Below are 24,905 nucleotides of genomic sequence, written 5' to 3' on the forward strand. Positions count from 1 at the left end.
TCAAGGAGGTGACGGTCAGACGCGGGCCGGTTACCCCGTGACGTCGGCTTCGAGGATCGCGGCGGTGAAGGCCTCGGGCCGCTCCTGGGGTGGTCGCGGCCGACCCCCGGGACGACGTACACCCCGTACTCGTAGTGCCACAGGCTGCGCAGCGAGGCCGGAATCCACGACCAGGTGCCGCCGCGGCCGTCCGCCCAGTGGCGTCCGTAACCGTTGTCGGACAGGAACCAGCCGGCCCATGTCGCCAGATACGTCACCACGGCGACCGGGACGAGGGACAGCACCGACCAGTTGAGGTCTTGCGCAGCACCGCGCGGTAGGGACGGCGCGCTCCCGCTACGCGGCGAGCGCCGACGTCCCACAGCACGGTAAGGATCACGAAGAAGGCGAGGAAGTACAGGCCGTTCCATTTGGCGGAGGCCGCCAGTCCCAGGAAGAGGCCGGCTGCGAGCCGCCAGGGACGCAGCCCCGTCCGGGCATGGTCACCGGTGTGTCCGTCCGGGCGTACCCGGCCGTCCTCGCCGACCGGTAAGGCCACCGCGAGCCGGGCTCGTGCACTGTCCCGGTCGATGAGCAGGCATCCGAACGCCGCCAGTGCGAAGAACATGACGACGAGGTCGAGCAGAGCGGTGCGGCTCATCACTACGTGCAGACCGTCCATCGCCATCAGTGCTCCGGCCAGGCAGCCCAGCAGGGTCGAACGGAACAGGCGGCGTCCTATTCGGCACAGCATCAGCACCGACAGAGTGCCCAGGGCCACCGTCATGAAGCGCCAGCCGAACGGGGCCAGGCCGAACATCCACTCGCCGAGGGCGATCACCCACTTGCCCGTCGGCGGGTGCGCGACGAAGGACCCGGTGTCGGAGAGCAAAATCACCTGGGGATCGGCGAGTATCTGCGGGTCGGCGATCTTGCGGTCCGGCCAGGTGCTCTCGTAGCCGAGCCGCAGCAGGGACCAGGCGTCCTTGGCGTAGTACGTCTCGTCGAATACGACCGCCCGCGGCCGGCCAAGGTGCCAGAAGCGGATTGCCCCGGCCAGGACGGCGACGATTACCGGCCCCAGCCGGTCCATCGCCTTCGCGGCACGGTACGCCCGTGCCGGATCGAGACGTGTGAGCTCGCACGGACGGGCCGGCGGCTTCGGAAAGGGCGGAACAAGACGCTCGCGGATGTCGGTCCCCGGGCGTGCTACGTATCCGAATCTCCGAAGTCGTTCCCGCCAGTCTTTGGGCTGCGTTGTCGGACGGGTGCCGTCGAAGACGGGGAACGGGTCGCTTCGCTACTCGTCACTGAATGACCTTAGGGGTCATGCACGCACGTGTGTCCCGCGCCGGTCTCTTCGGCGCGGGACACACGTCTTCACGGGGCCAGGTCGGTCACAAGGTCGGGCTCCGGCGTTGCGCAGGCCGACGCCGGTGACCGGGAGCCCGTCGTAGGTGGCGTACGGGCAGCCGTCCCAGTTCGCCGGAACCGACCCTCTTGGACGCCGGGGGGTCAGACGGTGATGGTCTTGTACTCGGTGTAGGTGCCAAGGCCGACCGCGCCGTACTCGCGGCCGATGCCGCTGGCCTTGAAGCCCCCGAACGGGCCGTCGAAGGCGACGGAGGCGCCGTTGACGGTGATGGTGCCGCTGCGGACGCGGCGGGCGACCGTCAGGGCGCGCTCCTCGTCGGAGGACCAGACGCCGCCGGAGAGGCCGTACTCGGAGTCGTTGGCGATGCGGACTGCGTCGTCCTCGTCGTCGTAGGCGATGACCACCAGGACCGGACCGAAGATCTCCTCCTGCGCGATCCGCATGGAGTTGTCTACGTCGGCGAAGACGGTGGGCGTGACGTAGTTGCCCTTCTCCAGGCCCTCGGGGATCTGCGGGCCGCCAGCGACCAGGCGGGCACCCTCCTCGATACCGAGCTGGATGTAGGTGCGTACCCGCTCCTGCTGGTCGGGGCGGATCATCGGGCCGATGAAGGTGTCGGGGTCGTTCGGGTCGCCCACCTTCAGCGACTCCACCAGTTCCTTCAGCGCGGCCACGACCTCTTCGTACCGGCTGCGCGGGGCCAGGATCCGGGTCTGGGCGATGCACGACTCGCCGCTGTTGAGCAGGGAGCCGAACTTGACGCCCGCGACGGCCTTCTCGATGTCCGCGTCGGGAAGAATGATGGCGGCGGACTTGCCGCCCAGCTCCAGGCTGACCCGCTTGAGCTGCTCGCCCGCGATCGAGGCGATACGGCGGCCCGCCCGTGTCGAGCCGGTGAAGGCGATCTTGTCGACGTCCTTGTGCGAGACCAGGTACTCACTGGTCTCCCGGTCCGCGGGCAGGACGCTGATCACGCCCTCGGGCAGGCCCACCTGCTCCAGCAGCTCGGCCAGGAAGCCCATGCTCAGCGAGTTCTCCGGGGACACCTTCAGGACCACGGAGTTGCCGGCGACCAGGGCCGGGATGATCTTCGAAGTGGCCGAGGAGAAGGGCGAGTTCCACGGGATCACCGCGGCCACGACGCCGATCGCCTCGCGGCGCACCACGCTGCGTACCGGGGACGCCGGGTCGGAGGGCACGAGCGTCTCCTCCCAGCCGAACTGCTCGGCCGCCTTCAGGTAGGCGTTCGCCTGCCGGGTCAGGCCGGGCTGTCCGGCGCGGGTGAACCATCCGGCCGAACCGTTCTCCAGCGAGATCAGGTGTGCGATCTTCTCCGCGTTCTTCTCGCGCAGTGCGTTGAATCGCCGCAGGACCGCGATCCGCTCCGCGGGCGGTGTCAGACGCCACGCGCCGGCCTCGAAGGACGCCCGTGCCGCGGCAACCGCGCGGTCGATGTCCGCCGGGTGCGCCTGCGCGGCTCGGCCGACCACCGACCGGTCGTGCGGCGAAGCGATGTCGAGCAGCTCCGGGTTGCTCGGCTCGGCCCAGGAACCTCCGATGAAAAGCCGGTCGTAGGTGATCATGTGCTTTCTCTCTTCCGGTGCTTTCGGTTCAGTTCAGTCAGGACTCAACTGCCACATCAATGTAGCACTTTTATTCTCTAGATACACACAGCAGTGACCTCAAGGTCACGATCCTCTACAGGAGGCACATCTGAGCCCTGGGCGGGCGGCCGACGTGGCGGTCGACACGTATCTGTGCGGCATCGGCGCCCGGCGTCACGAGCCCACGCGATGCCCCTCTCCGCGACTGACCGTCATATGGCTGATGCGTCCGGTCTCGCCGCGGACGAGAGTGTGTGCCGCCGGCCCCGCTCACGGAGAGGAACGGCCTCGGATCTGCCGCCCGTCCTCATCGAATCCATCATCCGTCACCCCTTTGACAGGTGACGCAGGGTGTGCGAGGGTCGTCGCGTCAAGAGCCGCGGTGATCTCGTACCGCCGATATGAGCGGGAGGTTTCCCGGGCTCGGGCCGGTCACCGGAAACGCACGACGGAGGGCATCACATGATCAACAGGCGTACCTTCAGCAAGGCCGTCAGCCTGGGCACCGGCGCGGCCGCGGTCTCACTGTCCGGCCTGCAGGCCAGCGCATCCGCCGCGACCGCCGCACACGAGCCGGGCGGCGCTTCCGTCCCCACCATGCCCGCCGTCACCCCGGGCACCCACACCGAGTTCGGCACGATCAAGCAGGTCAAGGCGGGTGTCCTGGACATCGGCTACGCCGAGGCCGGTCCCGCCCACGGCCCGGTCGTCCTTCTCCTGCACGGCTGGCCCTACGACATCCACAGCTTCGTCGACGTAGCCCCGCTCCTCGCCGACCAGGGTTACCGCGTCATCGTTCCCTACCTGCGGGGCCACGGCAGCACCCGCTTCCTGTCCCGGAACACTCCCCGCACCGCGGAGCAGTCCGCCATCGCGCTCGACATCATCGCCCTGATGGACGCCCTCAAGATCCACAAGGCCGTCCTCGCCGGCTTCGACTGGGGCTCGCGCACCGCCGACATCATCGCCGCCCTGTGGCCCGAGCGCGTCAAGGCCCTTGTCTCCACCAGCGGTTACCTCATCACCGACCGCAAGGCGCAGCTGGAGCCCGCCCTCCCGGCCGTCGAGCACAACTGGTGGTACCAGTGGTACTTCGCCTCCGAGCGCGGCAAGAAGACCATGGAGAACGTCGACAAGCGCATCGCGCTGTGCCGCTACGTGTGGACCCTCGTCTCCCCCAACTGGAACTTCGACGACGCCACCTACCAGCGCACGGCCCAGGCCTTCAAGAACCCCGACTACGCCGCCGTCGTCCTCTACAACTACCGCTGGCGCATCGGCCTCATCGAGGGGGAGCGACGCTACGACCGTTACGAGAAGCTCCTCGCGGCCCAGCCCCCCATCGGCGTTCCCACGGTCACCCTCGACGCGGCACTCGACCCCTTCACCCCGGCAGGCGACGGCTCCACCTACCGCGGCCACTTCACCGGCCCGTACCAGCACCGCACCATCGCGAACATCGGCCACAACCTGCCACAGGAAGCGCCCACCGCCTTCGCCCAGGCCGTGGTCGACGCCGACCACCTCTAACATCCGCACCCGTCACCGACCCGGCCCCCACACACCGCGTCGGTCACGCCCAGGTGGAGTTCCTCCTGGCAGGGAGACGTCCATGATGATGGCCGCCTTCCCCGAACCGATCGCTACCGAGCACCTGAAGGAGGCGCACGGGCCGCGGATCACGCTGCCCGCGGAGTCCAGAGAGCCGGGCGGACGGCCTGCCGGGCCCGCAGCGGCACATGTGTACGCCGGGCCCGGATGCGCGGCCGGAAAGGGCATCGTCCCTCCCGGCCGCGCCGGTGTTCAGGACTCGTCGCGCCTGGGCAGGCGCCAGTTCGGCCGCGGGAAATGGCAGGTGTAGGCGTCCGGGTAGCGCTGGAGGTAGTCCTGGTGCTCCGGCTCGGCCTCCCACAACGGGCCGGCCGGCACCACCTCGGTCACCACCGGTCCCGGCCACAGCCCGGACGCGTCGACGTCGGCGATGGTGTCCTGCGCGATGCGGCGCTGCTCGTCGTCAAGGTAGAAGATGGCGGAGCGGTAGCTGAGGCCGATGTCGTTGCCCTGCCGGTTCCTCGTGGTCGGGTCGTGGATCTGGAAGAAGTACTCCAGGATCGTGCGGTTGTCGGTGACCGCGGGATCGAAGGTGATCTCGATCGACTCCGCATGCTTTCCGTGGTCGCGACAGGTGGGATCGGGCTTGTCGTCGTCGCCGCCGTAGCCAACCCGGGTGCGCTCCACACCGGGCAGCGCCCGGATCAGCTCCTGCATACCCCAGAAGCAGCCACCCGCCAGCAGCGCCTTCTCCTCGACGTCGCTCATGACACATCACCTTTCTGTCCGCGTCTGTCCGTGCGGGCTCCAGGCTTGCACGCCGGAATCTCCACACCCTTCCGTCACCATCTTGACGGGTGACGGGTCGCATGACAGATTAATCACCAGCCAGGGCGGTGACGAAAGCCGGTAGGACCGGCCCGCCCGTATACCGAGAAAATGCCTGAGAGGGGTTTGTCGTGGTGAGCATCAAGGGTGGACGCAAGCGGCTGGTAACGGGTGTGGTCTCGACGGTCACGGCGGGTCTCGCGTTCGGCGCGTTCGCCCTCAGCGGCACCGCCAACGGCGCGGCCAAGACCGCCGAGGCCGCCGACGCAGGCCGACACGCCAAGCCGACCATCGTCCTGGAGCACGGCGCGTTCGCCGACGGCTCCAGCTGGAACGGCGTCATCGCCGACCTGCGCGCCGACGGCTACCCGGTCATCGCCGCCGCCAACCCACTGCGCGGCCCGGCCTCCGACGCCGCCGCCCTGCGCACGGTCCTCGACCACGTCAAAGGCCCGAAGATCCTCGTCGGCCACTCCTACGGCGGCAACGTCATCAGCCAGGCCGCCACCGACGACCCCGAGGTCAAGGCCCTGGTCTACGTCGCCGCCTTCCTGCCCGCCCCCGGCGAGAGCGCCCTGGAGCTCACCAACAAATACCCGGGCTCAACCCTCCCCGACGCCCTCGACCCGGTCACCTACGAGCAGGCCGACGGCTCCACCGCCACCGACCTGTACATCCAGCAGGACAAGTTCCGTCACCAGTTCGCCGCTGACGTGCCCGCCCAGCAGGCCGCCCTGATGGCCGCCGAGCAGCGTCCCATCGCCCAGGCCGCCCTGGAGGAGAAGGCCACCACCGCGGCCTGGAAGGCCAAGCCCGGCTGGGACATTGTCACCACCCGCGACCTCAACATCCCCGCCGCCGTCCAGCGCTTCATGGCCAAGCGCGCCCACGCGCACACGACCGAGGTCGCCGCCTCCCACTCGGTCGCCGTCTCCCACCCCCGCCTGGTCGCGGACGTGATCGAGCGGGCCGCCCACGCCACCGTCCGCTGACACCCCTCGAAGGACGGCGGGACTCCAGGTCCCGCCGTCCTCGGGACATCAACGGCACACCACACAGGTGTGCGGCCCGCACAAGAATTGAGCCATGACCTCACACTCCGACCCCCGGCCGCTCGGTGCCTTTCTCAGGGCCCGTCGGGAGCAGCTGGATCCGCGGGAGTGCGGCCTGCCGGAGACGGACTCCGCGCGCAGGGTCGCGGGACTGCGTCGCGAGGAGGTCGCCCAACTCGCCGCGATCAGCGTGGACTACTACACCCGCCTCGAACAGGGCCGCGTCCGCGCCTCCGCCCCCGTCCTCACCACCCTGGCCCGCGCCCTGCGCCTCGACGACGACCAGCAGCATTACCTCTACGAACTCGCCGGCCGAACCGACGCACGCCCACGCCACCGCCGACCCGCCCAACGCACACGGCCCGCCACGCGCCGCCTCCTCGACCAACTCACCCACACACCCGCCCTCGTCCTCGGCAAACGCCTGGACATCCTCGCCTGGGACCCCGCCGCCGTCGCGCTGTACACCGACTTCGCCGCCGTTCCGGCCAACAGGCGCAACTATCTGCGCCTGATGTTCACCGACCCCGCGATCCGCGGGATGCACCAGGATTGGGCACGTGACGCCCGCGACGCCGTCGCCGCTTTGCGCATGGAGGCCGCGGCCGAACCCGACCTCGCCCGCCTCGTCGGCGAACTGACGATTCAGGACGCGGACTTCCGCACCTGGTGGGCCGAACATCGCGTCAAAAGCGCGACCTACGGCACCGAGCAGTACAGCCACCCTTTGCTGGGCGACCTCGCCCTCGACCTGCGACACCTGGGCGCGACGGTCTCCTGACCTCCACCGCGGTCCTCCTGCTGCTCCGGCTGATCTCCGCCCCCGGACGCCGCTCCTGCTCGTCATCGACGACCTGCCCTGGCCGGACCGGGCGACCAACGCCGTGCTCGGCTTCGTGGCCCGACGGCTCGTCCACAGCCGTATCAGCTTCCTCGCGGCCTCCCGTGAGGGCTCCGACAGCTTCTTCGAGTCGAGTGACCTGTCCGAGCACCGGCTCAAGCCGCTGGACGACGCTTCGTCGGCCGAACTGCTCGCACTCGCACACCCCGACGTCTCCCCCGCGGTACGGCGCCACATCGCGGCCGAGGCACGCGGCAACCCGTCGGCGCTGGTGGAGCTGCCGGTGGCGCTCTCCGCCGAGCAGCCCGCGATCCTGACGGCGGCGCCCACGCCCCTGAGCGAGTGCCTCCAGGTCATGTTCGCCTCGCGCGTCGCCGACCTGCCCGACCGCGGCCGGGAGCTGCCGCTGATCGCCGTCCTCGACGGAACCGGTGACCTGGCTCCATCCAGGCGGCCGCGGTTGGCCGAGCTTCCATCGACGACTTCGTTCCCGCCGAGCGGAACCACCTGGTGACGGTCTCGGCCGACGACCGCCGGCTGCCCCTCCGGCATCCGCTGACCGGTTCCGCGGTGGTGGAGCCGGCGACCGCCAGCGCTTGAACCCCTGTGGGTCGCCCAGCTCAAGAGGCTCCCGGAGAGTGCCCCGGGAGACGGCAGCGCGTAGCCGACACCGTGGCGTGCACCGCGGGTGTCCCGCAACGCCGCCGGCCGGCACCCGGTGAGGGCGTCGGCCGGTCGAGGGAGTGTTGTCCGGGGGTCAGGCGGCCGGGACGGCGTCCTTGGCGGGGGCGGGCTCGGGGGTACGGGGCGTCTCGGCGGTCTTCCGCGCCGGCTTGAGGAAGAGGGCGAGGAGGATGCCAACGGCGAGGGTGGGGGCGATCCAGAGGTAGCCGGTGGCCGTCGCGTGGTCGAAGGCGTCCAGTGCGGTGTCGCGCAGGTCGGCGGGCAGCCGGCCGATGGTGTCGGGGCGGGCGGCGTCGAAGCCGCCGGCGGTCGCCAGGCCGTGGGTGCGGTCGGCGAAGCCGGTGTTGAGGAGGGTGCCGAAGACAGCGACACCGAAGGCCGCGCCGATGGAACGGGCGAAGGTGACCACGGCGCTGGCCGCGCCGAGATCGGCGGTGGGCACGCTGTTCTGGACAGTGGTCAGCACGACCATGGGCACCATGCCGATGCCGACACCGGTGATCAGGAAGTAGACGCTCAGCACAAGGGTGTTGGTGGCCGCCCCGATGGTGCCCAGCAGGAGCAGCCCTGCGAGGTTGGCGAGCAGGCCCACCAGGAGGATCGCTCGCAGCCGGTCGACGTGTGCGGCCCAGCGTCCGGCCAGGGACTGGCTGACGACCAGACCGGCGACCAGGGGCAGCATGTGGATGCCGGAGAGAGTGGCCGAGACCCCGTGAACGATCTGGAGGTAGGTCGGCAGGTAGACCAGCACGGAGAACATCGCGGCGTTGGCGAAGAACCCGATCAGCGAGGAGAAGACCACGGTCCGGGAGGCGAGCATGGCCGACGGCAGGACAGGGGCAGCGGCGCGGCGCTCGACCGGCACCAGCGCGACGGTCAGCGCGACGGTGGCGATGATCAGGCCGACGATGGCCGGCGAGCCCCAGCCCCAGCGCTCACCGAAAGATGTGATCAGGACCAGGCCGGTGGCGATGGCGGCCAGGATGGTCGCGCCGAGGTAGTCGATGCGGGCCTTGGCGCCCCGGGTGGCCGCGGGCAGCGCCCGCGCGGCGATGGCCAGGGCGATGATGCCGACGGGCAGGTTGACCAGGAAGGCCCACCGCCAGGACAGCTGGTCGGTGAAGACGCCGCCCAGCAGGGGGCCGACGATGCTGGCGACGCCGTAGACCGAACCGAACATGCCCTGGTAACGGCCGCGTTCGCTCGGGGCGACGATGTCACCGACGAGGGCGAAGGTCAGCACGATCATGCCGCCGCCGCCCACGCCCTGCAGTACGCGGGCGCCGATCAGCTCGGGCAGGTTCCGCGCCAGGCCACAGGCCACCGAGGCGATCAGGAAGATCGAGGTCGAGGCCAGGTACAGCCGCTTGCGGCCGAACATGTCGCCGAGCTTGCCCCACAGCGGGGTCACCGCCGTCGACGCGAGCAGATACGCGGCGCTGACCCATGCGATGTCGTCGAACCCGTTCAGGTCCTCCGCTATCCGGGGCAACGCGGTCGAGACGATCGTCTGGTCCAGGGCCGCCAAGAGGACCGCCAGGATCAGCGCGCTCATGGCGGCGGCCACACCACCTGCCTTGGGTGATGCGGACTGCTGTGCCTTCGACATCGGAACTTGCCTTTCTGGAGCACAGGGACGGTGCGTCGACCGCCATCAGTCGATCGGACTCATGGGTCTGACGCTACTGGTCTTATATGTCACACCACTGTAGCAGTTACTGAAGAGGGTTCCACTCCCAAGAGGCGCTAGATGTCTCAGGCTTCACATTCCGCCACTAGACTCGGTGCGGTGAGAGCCGACGCAGCACGCAACCTGGAAGCCGTCCTGACCACCGGAGCACGCATGCTCGCCGCCGATCCCGGCGCGAGCATCACGAGCATCGCCACTGAGGCAGGTGTGGACCGGCGCACCGTCTACCGCCGCTTCGCCTCCCGCGAGGACCTCCTGGCGGCCATCTACGAATCCCGTCTCACGGCCATCGAGCACGCCATCGAGGACGCACGACTGCGCGAGGCACCCGTCGCCGTCGCCCTGCACCGTTACGTCGAGAACATCATCACCGTCAACCGCACCTGGCCCGTCGACCTCACCCGCATGCTCACCGACGACAGCGTCCACACACGCCGCGACGCATCCATCGCCGAGGTCGACGCCTTCCTCCAACGCGCCACCGACGAAGGCCTCCTACGCCCCGGACTCCCGGAGGGGTGGGCGAGCGCACTGCTGCCCCAGCTCATGCACCTCGTGTCCCGGCAGCTGCCCGAGCTGAGCCCCGGACAAGCGGCGGACGTCGTCGTCGACACCCTGCTGAACGGCCTCGGGGGAACGTCCTGACACACAGACGGCGGTACACACGGGTCTCACCCCGCCCCCGCTCAATTCGTTCCACGACCTGCCGAGCCCATACGTATTCGTCGAGCCGACGAAACATATCTCGCAGCAGAAGGTACACACCTGGTGCTGGGCGCCGGCCGCGCTGCGGCGAGCCGCATTCGGAGGGCGGGATGGCCGTACAGCAAGAACTCCTTCGGCCATATCGGCTTACGGAATCCGCCGGAGGCATCTAATCTTCTGCGTGAGGTGTAAGGGGTGACCGCACCGAGCATGTGAGGGGCCGGCCACCGCCGTGCTGTCACACGCGCGGCTGCCCGACATGTGGCTGCCGGGAACGCACCACCCTCGAGGTCCGGGCGGCGAGGGACGACGACGTACCCTCGCGATCGCGCCTGGCGTGATCCGTATGCACGGACGCGAGAGCGTTCGGGGTGAAGGGAGCGGGGGACGGTGGAGTCTGTCTTCGGGACCATGGTCGGCCGCGAAAGCGAGCAGGAAGGGCTGTCGGCGTTCGTGGCGGCCCCCGGGGGCCGGGCACTCGTTCTGCGCGGTGACGCAGGTGTGGGCAAGAGTGCCCTGCTGGACCACCTCGCCGAACTCGCGACGGCCCAGCAACACAGGGTGATCAGGGCGGCCGGCGTCGAGGCCGAGTCGGAGCTGCCGTTCGCCGGTCTGCACCAGTTCCTGTATCCGCTGCTCACCTACATCGACCGACTGGACGACGCCCACCGGGGAGTCTTCGACGTCGTCTTCGGCAGGGGTGGGGGCACACGTCCCTCGGTCATGACGCTCGGGATCGCCGTCCTCGACCTGCTCTCCCTCGCGGCGTCGCAGCATCCCCTCCTGCTGGTGCTCGACGACGGCCAGTGGCTCGACACCTCCAGCACCCAGGTGTGCGGTTTCGTGGGCCGCCGGCTGACCGGCAGCTCGGTGAGACTCGTCGTCGGCCTGCGCTCCGAGGTGCCCTCGGGCTTCGACACCGCCGCGCTGCCGGAACTGCCGGTGACCACGCTGTCGGAGAAGGCCTCCGAGCAACTGTTGGACAGGCACCACCCCGGTCTTGACCCCCGGATCCGGCGTCTGGTCCTGGACGAGGCGCAGGGGAACCCGCTGGCCCTGCTGGAACTGCCGCCGTACGTGCGCGGCAACCGGACCGGACGCACTCCCGAGGAACTGTTCGGGTACACCGGCATCCCACTCCCCCTGCGGCTGCAGCACGTGTACGGCGCCCGTATCGCGGCCCTCGGCGACGCCGTGCGCGCGGAGCTGCTGCGAGGCGCCCTGGACGGCGTCGGTGCCGGTACGACGACCGTCCTCGCGGGGGGCACGCGTTACCGCATGGTGGAGGCCGACGAGGCCGCGGCCTGCGGTCTGCTGGACATCGACCCGCTCAGCGGTGACTTCGTCTTCCGGCATCCGCTGGTGCGTTCGGCCGTCGTCCAGAAGGCGACACCCAACGAACGGCGTGCGGCGCACGCCGTGCTCGCTCAGGTACACCGTGACGATCTGGAACGGCGTGCTACGCACCTGGCGGCCTCGACGGTCGACCCCGACGAGGAGGCCGCGGCGACGCTGGAGGCAGCCGCGGACTCCGCCATCCTGCGGGGTGGCGCGCTGGCCGCGGTGGCCTGGCTGACCCGGGCCGCGGAACTGAGCGAGAGCCCCGAGGAACGGTCCAGACGGCTGGGCAGCGCGGCCTATATCGCCGGGCACTCCGGCCGACTGGACCAGGCCCGGCGGCTGGTCCGCTCGGGCACCGGGTCCGGCATCACCGATTCCCCGGCCTCGGCGGTCACGTCGGGCTATGTCGCGCTCTTCGAGGACGGGGACGTACGGTCCTCGCAGCGCCAGGTCTTCGCGGCGATCGAGAGCATGCGCGACAGCGGGGTGCGGGAGCCGGACGAGGTGCTCACACGACTGGTCGACCTGCTGCTGGCCATCAACCAGTACGCGAGTGACGAGGCCGCGTGGGAGCGGACCCATGAACTTCTGGGCCCCCTGGGCGACCTGGTGCCCTCGCATTCACGCATCTACCAGGACGCCTGGGGCGACGTGGTGCGTCGCGGCGCCGGGGTGCGGGAGCGGGTGGAACGCGCCTTCGCCGACCTCCGCGACCTGGAGCCATGGGACATCACCCGGCTGGGGGTCGCCGCCTACCACGTGGACACCCTCAGCCATTACCGGCCGCATCTGCAGCGCACCGTGGACCGCGAGGTGGAGACGGGGGCCGTGGCCGACGCCATGACCATGCTGCACCTGATCATGCTCGACCAGATCGGGGTCGGCGAGTGGGCCGAGGCCGAACACACCGGACAGCGCTGCCTGGAGGTGACGACAGCGCACGGGCACGCCCTGTTCGTTCTTCACACCCAGGCGTATCTGGGACTGTTGGCCGCGCTGCGCGGCGAGGTCGAACGCGCCCGCGAACTACAAGCCACCGTCGAGGCCTGGGCCCGCCCCCGCGGCGTCGGATTCCTCACCCAGATCACCGACGCCATCGGCACCACCGCCGCCCTCGCCGAAGGCGACTACGAAGCCGCCTACCTCCACGCCATCGGCATCACACCCCCCGGCACCTTCCAGCCCTACGCCCACCAAGCCCCCCGCACCCTCCTCGACCTCGTCGAAACAGCCCTCCACACCGGCCGCACCCAACAAGCCCGCACACACGCCCTCGCCGCCCAAGACGCAGGCCTCCCGGACATCTCCCCCCGCCTCGCCCTCACCACCTACGGCGCCCTCGCCATCACCACCACCGACCCCACCGAAGCCGACCACATGTACCACCGCGCCGAATCCCACCCCGCCGCCCCCCACTTCCCCTACGAACTCGCGCGCATCCGCCTCGCCCACGGCATCCGCCAACGTCACACCCAAGGACCCAAAGCCGCACGGCGATTCCTCATCCAGGCCATGGAATCATTCGAGCGGCTGGGCGCACCCACCTGGACCGAACGCGCCCGGGCCGAACTCAAGGCATCAGGCCTGACCACGCACACCACGTCCGCCCAGCTCGCCGAACTCACCTGGCAGGAACGCCGGATCGCCGACCTCGCCGCCAGCGGCCTGACCAACAAAGAGATCGGCGAACGCATGCACCTGTCCCCCCGCACCGTCAGCTCACACCTCTACCGCGTCTTCCCCAAACTCGGCATCACCTCACGCGCCGCCCTGCGCGACGCACTGGGCAAGATCCCCGGCGACCAGAACGTGTGACCGTGCCGCCTGCGGCCGCGGCACGTCGAGACCCTACGCGGGGTAGGCGCGGAGGCCGCGTTCGTCCAGCCAGCCGAGCACGTAGTCGGCGACGAATCTCCATCCGCTGTCGATGACCAGGGAGTGGGCGCGGTCCGGGAACTGCTTCAGGTCGGTCACGGCCGTGGAGTCGCCGTACTGCTTGTACACCGCGCGCGTGACGGAGTCGGGCACCAGCAGGTCCTCCTGCCCGGAGATCAGCAACAGCGGGCCACGGTCCGCGTTGCCGACATCCACCACGGCACGCGGGCTGCGCACCGCGCCCGCGCACCCGAGGTCGGCGAGCAGACGGTGGGGCGTCGGCACGACATAGCGCTCGAAGAGCCGGAGGGACTCCTCCGCCCCCACGGTGTTCGCGAAGGCGTGGTGGAACTGCTCCGGAGACAGGGACACCAGCTGTTCGGCGGCGTCGGGCTGGCCGGGGGTCCACAACCGGGCCGGGGAGGCGGGCAGCGGGATGTCGTTGATCGGGGCGGGTGCGATGGCCACCGCGGCCCGGCCGATGTTGGCGCCGATGAGATGCTGCGCGATGAGGCCGCCGACCGAGTGGCCGACGATCACCGGCGCGGTTTCAAACGACCGTACGATCTTCGCGTAGTGGTCTGTCAGCACGTCCAGGCCGATGCCCGCGAGCGCCTCGGACCTGCGCATCTCCCAGACGGCGGCCGCCTCCCCCGGCCAACCCGGCGCGAAGGCGAGGAACCCCCGGCCGGCGAAGCGCTCCGCCCATGACTCCCAGGCGAGCGCGTGCAGCCAGGTGCCATGGATGAAGACGACGGGAGTGTGGTTCACGGCTGGCCCTCCGAGCATGACGATCAGCCGGCACTGGCACGCCGGCGACAGTTTCAGGATCGTTCAGGCTCAGGTCAGAGGCGACAGTCGTATGACTTAATGTTCACGGCCCGCGGCACCTTCAGGGCCCGAGCGCCCCCGGGAAGCCCGCCCCGCGCCGGGAGCCCCGATACGCACAGCGGTCCACCTGGCGGCCACCACCGGATCCGCGGCGGCCAACTCCGCCCGCGCCGGACCCAGCGCTCGCTCCAGTACGTCGATGCCCTCCATCCGTGCCCGAGCAGGCGGAACAGGAGGCTGAGGAGCGCGCCGAGACCAAGGCGGCGGCCTCCCGGGACACTTCCGGCGTCCCCGTGCAGAGCTCGTACACCGTCGCGCAGATCCAGGCGATGGCCGCGGAGATGGTGCCGGGCAGCCAGTTCGAGTGTTTCAGCAACATCGTGGAGCACGAGTCCAGTTGGAACTACCAGGCCGCGAACCCCCCTCCGGTGCCTGCGGCCTCTTCCAGGCACCGGAGGACTCCGAGACGTCCTCCGTCGGCGCCGGTGGCGGACCAACCCGGCCGCCCGGATCAAGTGGGGCCTCAACCACATGAACAGCGTCTACGACAGCCCCTGTGGCGCCTGGGCGTTCTGGCAGGCCAACCGCTGGTACTGAGGCCCCGACCCGTCCGGGCACACGTACCGTGACAACACGCACGGCTCCCTCTGTCGGCGTCACGGGCGGCATGTGCCTCGTAGCGCGTAGGGTCGGAAGAAGACAGGTGTCGTGACCGGGAGGACGAGGTATGAGCGGGATACCGGGAGACACCGGACCGGCGGAGGACACGGCACTGACACGGTCCGCGCAGGCGGGTGACGTATCGGCACTGGCCCTGCTGCTGGAGCGGCACCGGCCCGGGATGCGTGCGGTGGCGCTCAGCCTGCTGGGACCGGGCCCGGACGTGGACGACGTCATGCAGGAAGCGGCGCTGGTGGCGCTGCGCCGGATCGTGGACGTACGCGATCCGGAAGCCGTGGGGCCATGGCTGCGCATGGTCGTACGCAACGGCTGCCGGACGCTGCTGCGCGCCTCGCGACGTGTCGAGCCCATGGAGTCGGTGCCGCTGCCGTCGGACGGCGCCACGCCCGAGCAGATCCTGCAGAGCCACGCGCTGCGGGACTGGATCTGGGAGGCCGTCGAGGCATTGTCCCCGACCCTGCGACTGCCGCTCGTCCTGCGCTACTTCTCCACCGGGATCACCTCGTACCAGCAGATAGCCGAAGCCTGCTCGGTTCCCGTCAGCACTGTGCGCAGCCGGCTGAGCCAGGCACGCGGCGCCCTCGCCCAGGCCCTCACCGCCACCGCGGCCACGGCGCACGAGGACGCGACACGCCGTACCCAAGCCAGCTGGCAGGAGGCGCACGAGACACTCGCGGCTGCCGAGCGCGGCGAGTTCGGCAAGGTGGTCAAGGACCGCTACTCCTCCGGGGTCGCGTTGCTGACCGGCGGCCGGCGGCTCGGCGGCGTCGACCTTCTGCTGGCGGGGATGGACTGGGACCTCTCAGCGGGTGTGCGCCAGCGGCCCCTGCACGTGGTGGCCGGCCGGTCCCTGGTCGTCTGGGAGATGGAACTGATCAACCCGCCTGACGACCCGGACCACTGCCCGCCGGGTGTCGCCTGGATCATGTCGCTGGACGGCGGCCGCTTCGACCGGGTCTCCCTCCATCACGCATCACGCCCCGAGGCAACCCCCGCTCCTGCCGCGGTCTGAGTCCGGGGCCCGCCGCATCGCCCCGGCAACATGACGCAGATCACATTCCGGCGATAGGACTTCTCGGCTCCCGGTGCATCTTGTCGGTGTCCCAGACACATGCAGACCGTGGAGATCCCGATGAACGCATCCACCGCGCACGCCGACGGCTCGATGTCCGGTGCCGGCCCCCTCTCCCCCGGAACCCACTCGTACCGGATGGGCGGAATCGTCCAGCACTATCACGTCCACGGCAGCGGCCCGGTGTGCGTGGCGCACTCCGGCGGTCCCGGCATCTTCTGGGACTACCTGCGCATGCCGGCCCTCGAAGAACACCTGACCGTGGTCTACGTCGAGCCCGTGGGCACCGCCGAGGACAGCCGTCTCCCCTCGCACCCGCACGGTTACACCCGGGAGAGGTACAGCCGCTTCCTGCAGATACTGATCAACCGGCTCGGCGTGCCCAAGGTGCACCTGCTGGGGCATTCGCACGGCGCGTTCGTGGCCGCCCACCACGCCCTGCACCGCCCCGAGCAGCTGGCGGGCGTCGTGCTGTACGAAGGCGCGCCCGTTACCGGTCCCGAGCACGGCGCGGAGGCGGGCCGCAGGGTGGAGGCCTTCGCCGCTAAGCACGCCGGTCACCCCGGGCTGCCCGATGTGCTGGCCGCGTTCGGCGCGATGGCCGCCATCTCCAGCGACGAGCAGACCCTGGCGGTCGCCCGCGGTGTACTGCCGTCGTACTTCGCCGACTACTGGGGCAACGAGGAGCGGCTGGCCCCGTTCCGGGACGCGGTCCGGGCCACGTACATCTCAGGCCTGGACGAGTACCTCGCGCCCGATGTCATCGACGATCGTGCCGCCCTCAAGGGACTGGAGCCGCCGGCTCTGGTCGTCGTGGGCCGACACGACGTGATCTGCGGGCCTCGCTGGGCGCTCGAACTCGACGAGCTGATCCCCGACTCGCAGCTGCTGGTGCTGGAGAACAGCGGGCACATGGGACACATCGAGGAGCCCGAGCTGTTCGCGGGCGCGGTCCGTGACTTCGTCCTTCGGACCACCTCCGCGCAGGACGGTGCCGTGTAGGCAGCCGGAGGCACCCCACGACGTGCGTCGGTCCTCTTCGGGCCGACGCACGTGAACCTGGTCCGGGACTCGACTCGCCGTAGTAGTGGAGAGCTGTCTGCACCCCTACATGAACAATCCCGTGATGTGCCCACCGGGGAGCGGCCTGCCCGTGTACAGGGCCTCAGCGGCCCACCGCGTCCGGGTCGGTCGGGTGCTCTCCCGCCGCCTCGGATTCGTCGTCAGCTCGTACAGAAGGATGTCCTGCTCGCCGTTGCCCCGGTCCTGAAACACGGTCACGTCGCCCATACGCAGACAGTCGGTCACATCGTGACCAAGATCCGGACCAGGCCCGGCCCAATACTCCCTCCCGATCGGGGATTTCGCCCGTTCGCACAGGTCAGCCGGGCAGCAGCCCGTGTACCACCAGCAGACCAAGAACCTCCTGGTGTCGTACTCGCCGAAGTAGCTGGGCTTCTTCTAGAGGCATGGAAAAGGGCGCCTGACCAGGCAAGGTACCCGTCAGGCGCCCTTCGCAGCGTGCGGCGAAGCGGTAAGCCGAGATGCGCCCTTACTCCCGATATCTCCCACTGGTATCCCAGCTCTGACCAGCAGTTCCGGGGCATTTCCGGGCCAAGGTCCCGCTAAGTCGCCCTCAGCGTCGCCCATCGACGCCTCCCACCGCTGCATGGACTCCTCGATCAGCCGGTTCGCATGGTTCCGCGCTTCAGCCAGGAACTTGGCGTAGTAGCGGAAGAGAACCTGGATGCTTTGTCCGGCACGGCGCGCGCACTCGGCAGGGTCGACTCCGGAGGCCAACCAGAACGAGATGCCAGCGTGACGTAGGTTGTAGGGGCGCTTCGCGCACCACCCCGTCGCCGCGTCCGCCCTGGACGACCGGGCGACAGACGCGCTCAACGCGGTGATCGCCACGGCCGGACTGGGATCCGGCGTCCTGTCCGCCCACCACCAGGAGGCTCTGACGGGCGCGGTCGGCCACGCCAAGACAGAACTGGAAAGGCTGCTGCAGGCCGAACCAGATCCCACATCTCGCCACCGTCCCGCCCTGCCGACGATTGGGGCAGCCCAATGTCCTCGAGATGGCGCGCGCCCGGGGGCATCGCCACAGGGTTACTGGCGTCCCGTCCGGCCCCGACATTGAGGCCGCCCTGGACGGCTCCGGCAACGGCTGGCCACGCAAGTGGCCGCACGAGGACCAGACTGAGGTCACGCCTGTCCCAAGAGCCTTGCCGACGCGTCCCAAAGGAACCTGGACGGCCCGCGCCAGCACGGATGAGCATGCCCTTCGAGCCTGGCACTGCGTCCGCCCAATGCGCGGTGGCCGAAACATTCCCGGAGCTGCGGGCGCCACCTGCCCGCCTCGCCGATCACCGGGGCACCCAGGGCGGCAAGCTTCCGGAGACTGCGGCCAGGCCGCTGCCCTCGCTTGCAGACGCTCTCGCGCATCTCCGAACCGACACAGTCCTGCTGACCGGCCGTACCAGAAGGGGCGCCTTTCAAACACCCGCGCAGCTGTCTGCCGGCACGCGCATCGCGTCCACTCTCCAGCACCTCGCCGCTCACCCTTCTCACGCCGCGTCAGCGGCCGGCGCGGAGGCCTGCCGACGCGCAACCATGCTGAGCCGGCCCCGATCCCCGAGGCCGTCGCGTCGCCCCAGCCCGCCCACCACCCTTCTTTCTTCTCCACCGGGCATGGGAGCAGCGGCAGCAGAGGGGATGTCAGGCCCCCGACCACGCGGAAATTAGGGTCTGACCTGGGCCTACGCACAGGCGCTGACAGGAGGTAGGGAACCCTTGATGCAACAGTCAGGTGCAACAGTTGCCGCAGTAGATGGTTCCAACAGTTGGTGTCTCAACACCTTCCGCTCACAAAAGATGACCAACTCGTCGCCGTGTCCCAGCCCGCCCCCGGTCGGCGGGACACGAAGGAGCGTTGACCGTGCTTCGTGGCAACGAACCCGAGCGGATCGGGCGCACCAGCGAAAACTGCTTCAGCCGTCGCCGACAGCTCCCGACAGCAGGCCGCCATGGTGGCGTTGAACACATCCGCGAGACCAAACCAGGATCGCAGAGCGACACACCCGCAGGATGGCCGCGGCACTGCGAAAAGGATCCCCACGGGTCCCGGAAGAGGCGTTGGCGATCTACGTAAAATGATCAACGGCATCGTTCCACCCGGCAGGACTCGGGGCGCACGCACCGACGAGTCGGCCGGCAGAGGCGAGTGTTGAGCCCGGCGCAGGGCTCATCGAGGCTACTCGCGTACTGACATGGCCCGGGCGGGTGCGGCCGAGAGCTCGACGACCGATCAAGATCCCAGAACATGGACCGCAGGCTGCCGTGGTCGGCCCTGTGGTCGGGGCCGACCAGACGGCCCCGTCACCACCTGGTGGTCCCACACGGCGGTAGCAAGCCACGCAGGTGTGCATCCTGCGCGCTCTTCCCTCGCTCCTTGCGGCCCCTGGCACAGTCAAACCAATGAGCCCCACAGCATCAAACGGGTCTGCTGCACGCCTGGCTGCGCACCAGCAGACGAACGCTGCGCACTCGATTGCAGAAGGGCCTGCGCACTGGACGCCAGAGACGACTGCGCAGTTGCGCAGCGCACGTTCGTTCGCCAGGCAGCGTCCGCAACATCCTCCTTGGGCTGCACTGCGCATCCCGCCATGACTATCGATGGCCTCGTAGTAGTGCGCGCGACTGAGCTCGCCGCCGTTCTGCGCACGGGCTGTCCGCGAGACGCACGGCACTACGAGTCACCCGGTGCCTCGCACTTGGTCGGGCCCGTCGTCGGGTGACCACGGGCCCGACCAGGACTTTCGTGTCCGCTTCGTCATCATGGTCGGGGTCCTGTGGTCGGTGGTTTGGTCGGGGCCGGCTGGTAGTAGCGCTCGCAGCGGCCACCCCGGCACGTCCGAACAGGAGGCAGGGCCGCCTCGCCGAAGACAACGACCCTCTGCGCGCAAGCACGTCGTGCGCAAGCACGTGGTGCGCAGTCGATGATCTCGGTGTGGGTGCTGTGGTGACGGCGGCTCAGCCAAAGTGCGCGTCTGATTGCAGGACCGAACGACGTCCGTGGACGGTCGCTATGACCTAGCAGTTGCAGTGCCGAGGGATGGCCCCAAGCTCAGGACCGGGGCGTGATATCGCCCGTCAAAGCGCTATTGCAGGATTTCAGCGTTCATGTCACTCACCCGCTCACACGCCCACATCTCACAATTTCTCACGGGAGGGGGTCGCGGCGCTGGCCAAACCACCCCAGGCTTCCGCCGCCGGACGCAGGTCCTCCACGTCCGGCTTCACGCACCATGTCTTGGTCGTCTTCACGTTGGCGTGCCCCGCCCACCGGGCCAGGATGTGATCCGGAACACCGCTGTTCGCGAGGTACGTCAAGCACGACGCGCGTGCATCGTACAAACGGAAACTTGCCTGCACCTGACCCAGCATCAGGACGCCGTACGGATCGCCGCGAGCAGCCCCGGGCCCGAGTGGTTCCATAACCTGATCCAGAACACCGGCGCCAAACCGACCGCCTTCGCCCGCCTCGTCCGCGCCTGGCGCCACGGCGGTCCCACCGGCCTCACCGTCGCCGAACAGCCCCGCACCCCCGACCCAGCGGTGATGGCAGCCGCCCGCACCGCCCTGGCCATGACCCTCGCCGAGATGGCTGCCGACCCTGTCCCCCTCAGGGCCTGGCGCAACCGCCTCACCCTCCCCGGCCAGGGCATCCAGCTGCGTCTGGGCCCCGACGCCCGCTGGTACCCCTACCTCCGGGACGACGACGGCGAATGGTGGCCCGCGGCACCAGCCGACACCGACCCCGTCGCAGCGCTCACCTCCGTCTGGCAACAGCGGTCACCGACCTGAACAACACCTGGCCAACGCCGCGGATCCCCAGGCGAAGCATCCGGACCACCATGATCAACCAGAAGATCCTCTCACCCGGTCAGCCAACACGGCAGCGCCCATCCCGTCGACCCGACCAGCACACCGACCCAATTCTTCGTGTCAGTGTCCTCCGTGGGACGCAACCCCCTCGGATTTGCCTTCGAGTGGACTCCAGCCTCCAGACTGGTCACGACAAGATCCGAGCGGCGGACAGAAAGACGGCAGTAGATGGAGACGACGAGCCGGACGGGGCACCCTCTGCCCCACGACACCTACCGGCAGGCGATAGAGCGGGAGACCCTGCAGTTTGCCGAGGTGGTCAAAGGTGCAGACCCCGCGACCGCCGTGCCCTCCTGCCCCAACTGGACGCTGGCTGAGCTCACCCGGCACGTGGGAGCGCTGCAGCGCTGGTTCTGCACGCTGCTGACCCGGCTGGTGCAGGAGCCTCCGCACAGTCGCGACGTGGAGCTGGGGCTGCCGGAACGTGCGCAGGAATATGCCGACTGGGTGGCAGCCGGCGTACCCCAAGTGGCCGCCGTGCTGCGGGCCACGGATCCCCAGGCGGTGATGTGGGCGTGGGGTGAGGACCACCACGCGCGGTTCTGGGCCCGCCGGATGCTGTTCGAAACGCTGGTGCACCGGGTGGACGCGGAGCGTGCCGTCGGCCGGAAGTCGGACATCGATCCCGCGCTGGCGGCGGACGGGGTTGACGAGTTCCTCGTCAACCTGCCCTACGCGGGCCTCTTCGCCCCAGCCGTGGCGAAGCTGCACGGCAACGGCGAGATCATCGCCTTCCAGTGCGCGGACTCCGCCGGCGAAACCGGCGAGGAGTGGCGGGTGCGGCTGGATCCGGACGGTTTCCGACTGCTGACGCGGGACGGAGCCAGCGCCGCGCCGTTCAAGGCGCAGACGGCGGTACGGGGGCAGTCGGCCGACCTCCTCCTGCTGCTCTACGGGCGGCGGTCGTACCAGGAGACCGCCTTCGACATCTCAGGAGACGTCACGGCACTCGACTGCTGGTTCGCCCACACAGCCTTCTGATCCGCGCCAAGGAGCGCGCTGGTGGAGCTCGGCGACGGACTCGCCATCCGGTCTCGGTGAGCCCTGCGGCTGCGAGGTTGCGGCGGTTGTCGGCGAGCTTCTTCCGGGTGCGTGCCGATGGAGGGCACCGGCCTGTGCAGCCCGGATGCCCTCGCCCGGCTGGTGGCCCGGGAGTGACCCGGGGGCCGAGCACTGCAAGAGCGGTCTTCGGCCCCGGCAGGGTGTAACGGCCGCGGCCGGCCTGACGACGGGTGGCACCGGGTGCACTCGAATCGCCGCATCACCAGCACGCCCGCCATGGCGGGCTACCGGCGGCCGGACTAGGCGCTGTTTCCCGGACCTCCTGACGTGGGTGGGGTGTTGGGGTCCGGCTGGCGGTATGGGCCATGGGGATCGGACCAATGCGGAGTGGGATCGGCTGGATTCGTTCTTGCTTCGTGGTGGTGTGCGTGGGGCCCGGTGGAGTGATCACCGTCGGGTGATCAACGGGGTCCTCTACCGCGTGGCAGTGGCGTGACGCGGGCGTCTTTGAGGCCCTGCTGGAGGGCCTGATCGCGGACGCCGTCCCTCTCCTCCATGCTCCCTGCGGCTTCACCGCGGGGCCATAAGCGGGGACGTCCTGTCGGCACCGGATGGGAGGCACCCCAAATGCGGTCGGCGCCCCACGGCATGTTGTCGGTGACGGGGAAGGCCGAGTGACGGTAGCGGAAAGCGGGGTCGGCGAGGAAGCCGGCGACGGTGGTGTCGGCTGCGGCCACAAGAGGGTTGGCGGTCATGGTCTCGCGCACTGGGACACCCCGCAGGAGTATTTGGAGCATGGCCTGCCCGCTCTCCGCAGTCGCTGAGGCGATCACAAACCAACCGATGAGTACGAGCCAGATGCCGCTGAACACGGCCCCGCGGAAGACCACGCACAGGCCCAGCACGCCAGACCACAGCGCAAGAGCCCCGCACGCCGCTGACGTCACCGGGCGCAGCCGACATCCAGCACTTCGATCACGTCACCGTGGCTGGTGTAGACAAGCCAGCACCATTCACCGAATACTGCGGCCAGCTCCGGGGCCTGTAGCTTCGGGGCCCGGGTCACAGCAGTGATGAGCGTGATGATCTCCTCATGCACATCGTCCGGGAGGCCGAACAGCACGTTGGCAGCCTGTTGGATCAGTTCGACTTTCATTTCGCACCCCGCGGACCACAGGAGCAGCAAGGTACGGCAGCTGTGTACTCCGCCCGTGCCTGTGGACGACTACGGCCAGGGTCCGTCATTGGTAGCAAGCGTCGCAAGGTGTGTGCGACATCCCGTGAGTTCCCCTGAGCCCCGCTGACTCCCTGACCCCGTGGCCAGGGGGTTCTTCCTCCTTCGGGTGCTCTGCAGCTCTGTGACGTAACTTCGGGATTCTTGAAGCGTTCTCACCTCGTCCGACCGATCCGCAGTCGGGCCGAAGGCGAGGAGGCTCGGGTTGGCGGCGCTGGCAGTCGTACGGGACCTGCGTGAGCACTGGGCGCCCGCGTCGGCGGAAGAGCTGGAGCGGTTCGAAACCGACGTGCTGTCCGGGTTCGTCCTCGCACGGGCCTCGGCGGGCCTTGCGGACGGCACCATCCGTGGGGACGTCGGGCACCTGGACCAGATCAGGACCTGGTTCGGCCGGCCCCTGTGGGACATGGAGCCCGCTGACGCCGACGCGTACTTCGGAAAAGTCCTGCGGAACTCGCCCAGCGGCACCCGCCTGGCCCGCTCGCAGGCGATGACCACGTACTTCATGTTCCTGGAGCTTCGACACAAGGTCGAACTCCACCGCATGACCGGCCGGGTCGTCGAGTGCCCGATCGACGAGATGAACCGGCCGCGCGGGGCCAAGGACGCCCAGCTGCGGATCCCGCCGACCGAGCCGGAAGTTGGGACCTTGTTCACCGGCTGGGGCGGCGAGCTCGCCACCTGCCGCAAGTTCACCCCGACCGCCCGGAACTACACCGCGGCGAAGCTGATGTCCCAGGTCGGCCTGCGGGTCAGCGAGGCTTGCAAACTCGACCTGGACGACATCAAGTGGAACCTGGGCCGCTTCGGCAAACTCCACGTCCGCCATGGCAAGGGCGCCCGCGGCTCCGGACCGCGCGAGCGGATGGTGCCCCTGATCAACGGCGCCGATAGGACGCTGCGGTGGTTCATCGAGGACGTCTGGGGCCAGTTCGACGACGACCACACCCGCCCCGGCGCCCCGCTGTTCCCCTCCGAGCGCAAGAACGCCGACGGCTCCTCGCGCCGGGTGGGCGACGACGCCCTGCGCGGCGGGCTCAAGGAGGCGGCCAAAGCGCATCTGCCGGGGTGGGGCGAGAGGCTGACGCCGCATGTCCTGCGGCATTTCTGCGCGTCCCAACTCTATGAGAACGGGCTGGACTTGCTTGCAATTCAGGAGGTTTTGGGACATTCCTGGATCGCTACGACGATGCGATACGTCCATGTCCAGCAGACCCGGGTCGAGGACGCCTGGGTCACCGGGACCGAGCGGGCCGCGAAGCGGCTGGAAGGGCTCATCCGATGAGGTGGAACCTGCGGCTGACGGCCGCGAACAAGAATATCTGGAAGGCGTCCGAGCTCCAACGGGGCCTGGCCGAGCACGGGTTGGTGATCTCGGCGGGGAAGATGTCCGGACTGTGGTCCGGCCAGCCGGTCTCCCTCAAGCTGGAGGACCTGGACGTCATCTGCGTCGTCCTCGGCTGCAAGATCGGCGACCTGCTGATCCCCGAGCCGGACAAGGTCCGCCGCCCTGGCGAGGAGACCGGCCAGCAGGCCGCCGCTGCGTCCGGTCCGGCCCCGGCGGTGGTGCCGCGCCGACGGGACGGCCGGTCCCTGCCGCCGATGTGACG

16 protein-coding genes and 3 pseudogenes are annotated in these 24,905 nt (G+C 69.3%); 13 read left to right on the forward strand and 6 right to left on the reverse strand.

Going from position 1 to position 24,905, the window contains the following annotated elements:
* Positions 1-116: 116 nt before the first annotated feature.
* Both OG798_RS07690 and OG798_RS07695 read right to left on the reverse strand, forming a co-directional pair.
* Positions 117-1,290: pseudogene (locus OG798_RS07690) on the reverse strand (dolichyl-phosphate-mannose--protein mannosyltransferase); the annotation flags it as partial.
* A 204-nt stretch (positions 1,291-1,494) separates the two neighbouring features.
* Complete coding sequence (locus tag OG798_RS07695; RefSeq protein WP_328756676.1) at positions 1,495-2,937, reverse strand: aldehyde dehydrogenase; 1,443 nt, start codon at positions 2,935-2,937, stop codon at positions 1,495-1,497.
* A gap of 483 nt (positions 2,938-3,420) precedes the next feature.
* Between OG798_RS07695 and OG798_RS07700 the strand changes: the two genes are divergently transcribed.
* Positions 3,421-4,488, forward strand: a complete 1,068-nt coding sequence (locus OG798_RS07700) for an alpha/beta fold hydrolase (protein ID WP_121417332.1) — start codon at positions 3,421-3,423, stop codon at positions 4,486-4,488.
* A 273-nt stretch (positions 4,489-4,761) separates the two neighbouring features.
* Here OG798_RS07700 and msrA read toward each other — a convergent pair whose 3' ends face one another.
* The gene (gene msrA, locus OG798_RS07705) at positions 4,762-5,277 is read right to left on the reverse strand and encodes a peptide-methionine (S)-S-oxide reductase MsrA (RefSeq protein ID WP_121417331.1); all 516 of its coding nucleotides are present in this window, start codon (positions 5,275-5,277) and stop codon (positions 4,762-4,764) included.
* A 191-nt stretch (positions 5,278-5,468) separates the two neighbouring features.
* Here msrA and OG798_RS07710 point away from each other — a divergent pair, with 191 nt between their 5' ends.
* The 3 genes and pseudogenes from OG798_RS07710 (at position 5,469) to OG798_RS07720 (ending at position 7,744) form a co-directional block, all read left to right on the forward strand.
* The gene (locus OG798_RS07710) at positions 5,469-6,329 is read left to right on the forward strand and encodes an alpha/beta fold hydrolase (RefSeq protein ID WP_183127544.1); all 861 of its coding nucleotides are present in this window, start codon (positions 5,469-5,471) and stop codon (positions 6,327-6,329) included.
* Positions 6,330-6,423: 94 nt separating this feature from the next.
* Positions 6,424-7,171, forward strand: a pseudogene (locus OG798_RS07715) (helix-turn-helix domain-containing protein); the annotation flags it as partial.
* A gap of 114 nt (positions 7,172-7,285) precedes the next feature.
* Positions 7,286-7,744, forward strand: coding sequence for a hypothetical protein (locus tag OG798_RS07720; RefSeq protein ID WP_328760225.1), 459 nt, complete (start codon positions 7,286-7,288; stop codon positions 7,742-7,744).
* Between the two features lie 243 nt (positions 7,745-7,987).
* Here OG798_RS07720 and OG798_RS07725 read toward each other — a convergent pair whose 3' ends face one another.
* Positions 7,988-9,469, reverse strand: coding sequence for an MDR family MFS transporter (locus OG798_RS07725; protein ID WP_267060744.1), 1,482 nt, complete (start codon positions 9,467-9,469; stop codon positions 7,988-7,990).
* 288 nt (positions 9,470-9,757) lie between these two features.
* Between OG798_RS07725 and OG798_RS07730 the strand changes: the two genes are divergently transcribed.
* Together OG798_RS07730 and OG798_RS07735 are read left to right on the forward strand one after the other, a co-directional pair.
* Positions 9,758-10,249 (forward strand): TetR/AcrR family transcriptional regulator, encoded by a 492-nt coding sequence (locus OG798_RS07730; protein ID WP_267063755.1) that lies wholly within the window; start codon positions 9,758-9,760, stop codon positions 10,247-10,249.
* 471 nt (positions 10,250-10,720) lie between these two features.
* A complete protein-coding gene (locus OG798_RS07735) occupies positions 10,721-13,465 on the forward strand; it encodes a helix-turn-helix transcriptional regulator (RefSeq protein ID WP_328760002.1) in 2,745 nt (914 codons plus the stop codon).
* A gap of 33 nt (positions 13,466-13,498) precedes the next feature.
* On the opposite strand, the gene OG798_RS07740 is transcribed toward OG798_RS07735, so the two are convergent.
* The gene (locus tag OG798_RS07740) at positions 13,499-14,296 is read right to left on the reverse strand and encodes an alpha/beta hydrolase (protein WP_121417327.1); all 798 of its coding nucleotides are present in this window, start codon (positions 14,294-14,296) and stop codon (positions 13,499-13,501) included.
* A gap of 278 nt (positions 14,297-14,574) precedes the next feature.
* Between OG798_RS07740 and OG798_RS07745 the strand changes: the two are divergent.
* From OG798_RS07745 to OG798_RS07765, 5 genes and pseudogenes are all read left to right on the forward strand, one after another.
* Positions 14,575-14,953: pseudogene (locus OG798_RS07745) on the forward strand (transglycosylase SLT domain-containing protein); the annotation flags it as partial.
* A gap of 130 nt (positions 14,954-15,083) precedes the next feature.
* The gene (locus tag OG798_RS07750; RefSeq protein ID WP_121417326.1) at positions 15,084-16,049 is read left to right on the forward strand and encodes an RNA polymerase sigma factor; all 966 of its coding nucleotides are present in this window, start codon (positions 15,084-15,086) and stop codon (positions 16,047-16,049) included.
* Between the two features lie 120 nt (positions 16,050-16,169).
* The gene (locus OG798_RS07755; protein WP_121418649.1) at positions 16,170-17,111 is read left to right on the forward strand and encodes an alpha/beta fold hydrolase; all 942 of its coding nucleotides are present in this window, start codon (positions 16,170-16,172) and stop codon (positions 17,109-17,111) included.
* Between the two features lie 3,357 nt (positions 17,112-20,468).
* Entirely contained in the window at positions 20,469-20,978 is a 510-nt protein-coding gene (locus tag OG798_RS07760; protein WP_328756677.1) for a hypothetical protein, read from the forward strand.
* Positions 20,979-21,227: 249 nt separating this feature from the next.
* Positions 21,228-22,040: a maleylpyruvate isomerase family mycothiol-dependent enzyme gene (locus OG798_RS07765; protein ID WP_121417324.1), complete on the forward strand. Its 813-nt coding sequence runs from the start codon at positions 21,228-21,230 to the stop codon at positions 22,038-22,040.
* 964 nt (positions 22,041-23,004) lie between these two features.
* Here the strand turns inward: OG798_RS07765 and OG798_RS07770 are convergent.
* Positions 23,005-23,217, reverse strand: coding sequence for a hypothetical protein (locus OG798_RS07770; protein ID WP_121418648.1), 213 nt, complete (start codon positions 23,215-23,217; stop codon positions 23,005-23,007).
* A 283-nt stretch (positions 23,218-23,500) separates the two neighbouring features.
* Here OG798_RS07770 and OG798_RS07775 point away from each other — a divergent pair, with 283 nt between their 5' ends.
* Together OG798_RS07775 and OG798_RS07780 are read left to right on the forward strand one after the other, a co-directional pair.
* Positions 23,501-24,580 (forward strand): tyrosine-type recombinase/integrase, encoded by a 1,080-nt coding sequence (locus OG798_RS07775; protein WP_328756678.1) that lies wholly within the window; start codon positions 23,501-23,503, stop codon positions 24,578-24,580.
* Positions 24,577-24,903, forward strand: a complete 327-nt coding sequence (locus OG798_RS07780; RefSeq protein ID WP_328756679.1) for a helix-turn-helix domain-containing protein — start codon at positions 24,577-24,579, stop codon at positions 24,901-24,903. The genes OG798_RS07775 and OG798_RS07780 overlap by 4 nt, the downstream gene beginning before the upstream one ends.
* Positions 24,904-24,905 lie beyond the last annotated feature (2 nt).

Origin of the sequence: Streptomyces sp. NBC_00271 (assembly GCF_036178845.1) — a bacterium.
GTDB lineage: Bacteria > Actinomycetota > Actinomycetes > Streptomycetales > Streptomycetaceae > Streptomyces.

Excerpts from the sequence above, each read along its gene's own strand:
- OG798_RS07700 (WP_121417332.1), top strand. The coding sequence starts at position 3,421 with ATGATCAACAGGCGTACCTTCAGCAAGGCCGTCAGCCTGGGCACCGGC.
- msrA (WP_121417331.1), bottom strand. The coding sequence starts at position 5,277 with ATGAGCGACGTCGAGGAGAAGGCGCTGCTGGCGGGTGGCTGCTTCTGG.
- OG798_RS07735 (WP_328760002.1), top strand. The coding sequence starts at position 10,721 with ATGGTCGGCCGCGAAAGCGAGCAGGAAGGGCTGTCGGCGTTCGTGGCG.
- OG798_RS07730 (WP_267063755.1), top strand. The coding sequence starts at position 9,758 with ATGCTCGCCGCCGATCCCGGCGCGAGCATCACGAGCATCGCCACTGAG.
- OG798_RS07765 (WP_121417324.1), top strand. The coding sequence starts at position 21,228 with ATGGAGACGACGAGCCGGACGGGGCACCCTCTGCCCCACGACACCTAC.
- OG798_RS07755 (WP_121418649.1), top strand. The coding sequence starts at position 16,170 with ATGAACGCATCCACCGCGCACGCCGACGGCTCGATGTCCGGTGCCGGC.
- OG798_RS07695 (WP_328756676.1), bottom strand. The coding sequence starts at position 2,937 with ATGATCACCTACGACCGGCTTTTCATCGGAGGTTCCTGGGCCGAGCCG.
- OG798_RS07725 (WP_267060744.1), bottom strand. The coding sequence starts at position 9,469 with ATGAGCGCGCTGATCCTGGCGGTCCTCTTGGCGGCCCTGGACCAGACG.
- OG798_RS07780 (WP_328756679.1), top strand. The coding sequence starts at position 24,577 with ATGAGGTGGAACCTGCGGCTGACGGCCGCGAACAAGAATATCTGGAAG.
- OG798_RS07750 (WP_121417326.1), top strand. The coding sequence starts at position 15,084 with ATGAGCGGGATACCGGGAGACACCGGACCGGCGGAGGACACGGCACTG.
- OG798_RS07770 (WP_121418648.1), bottom strand. The coding sequence starts at position 23,217 with ATGAAAGTCGAACTGATCCAACAGGCTGCCAACGTGCTGTTCGGCCTC.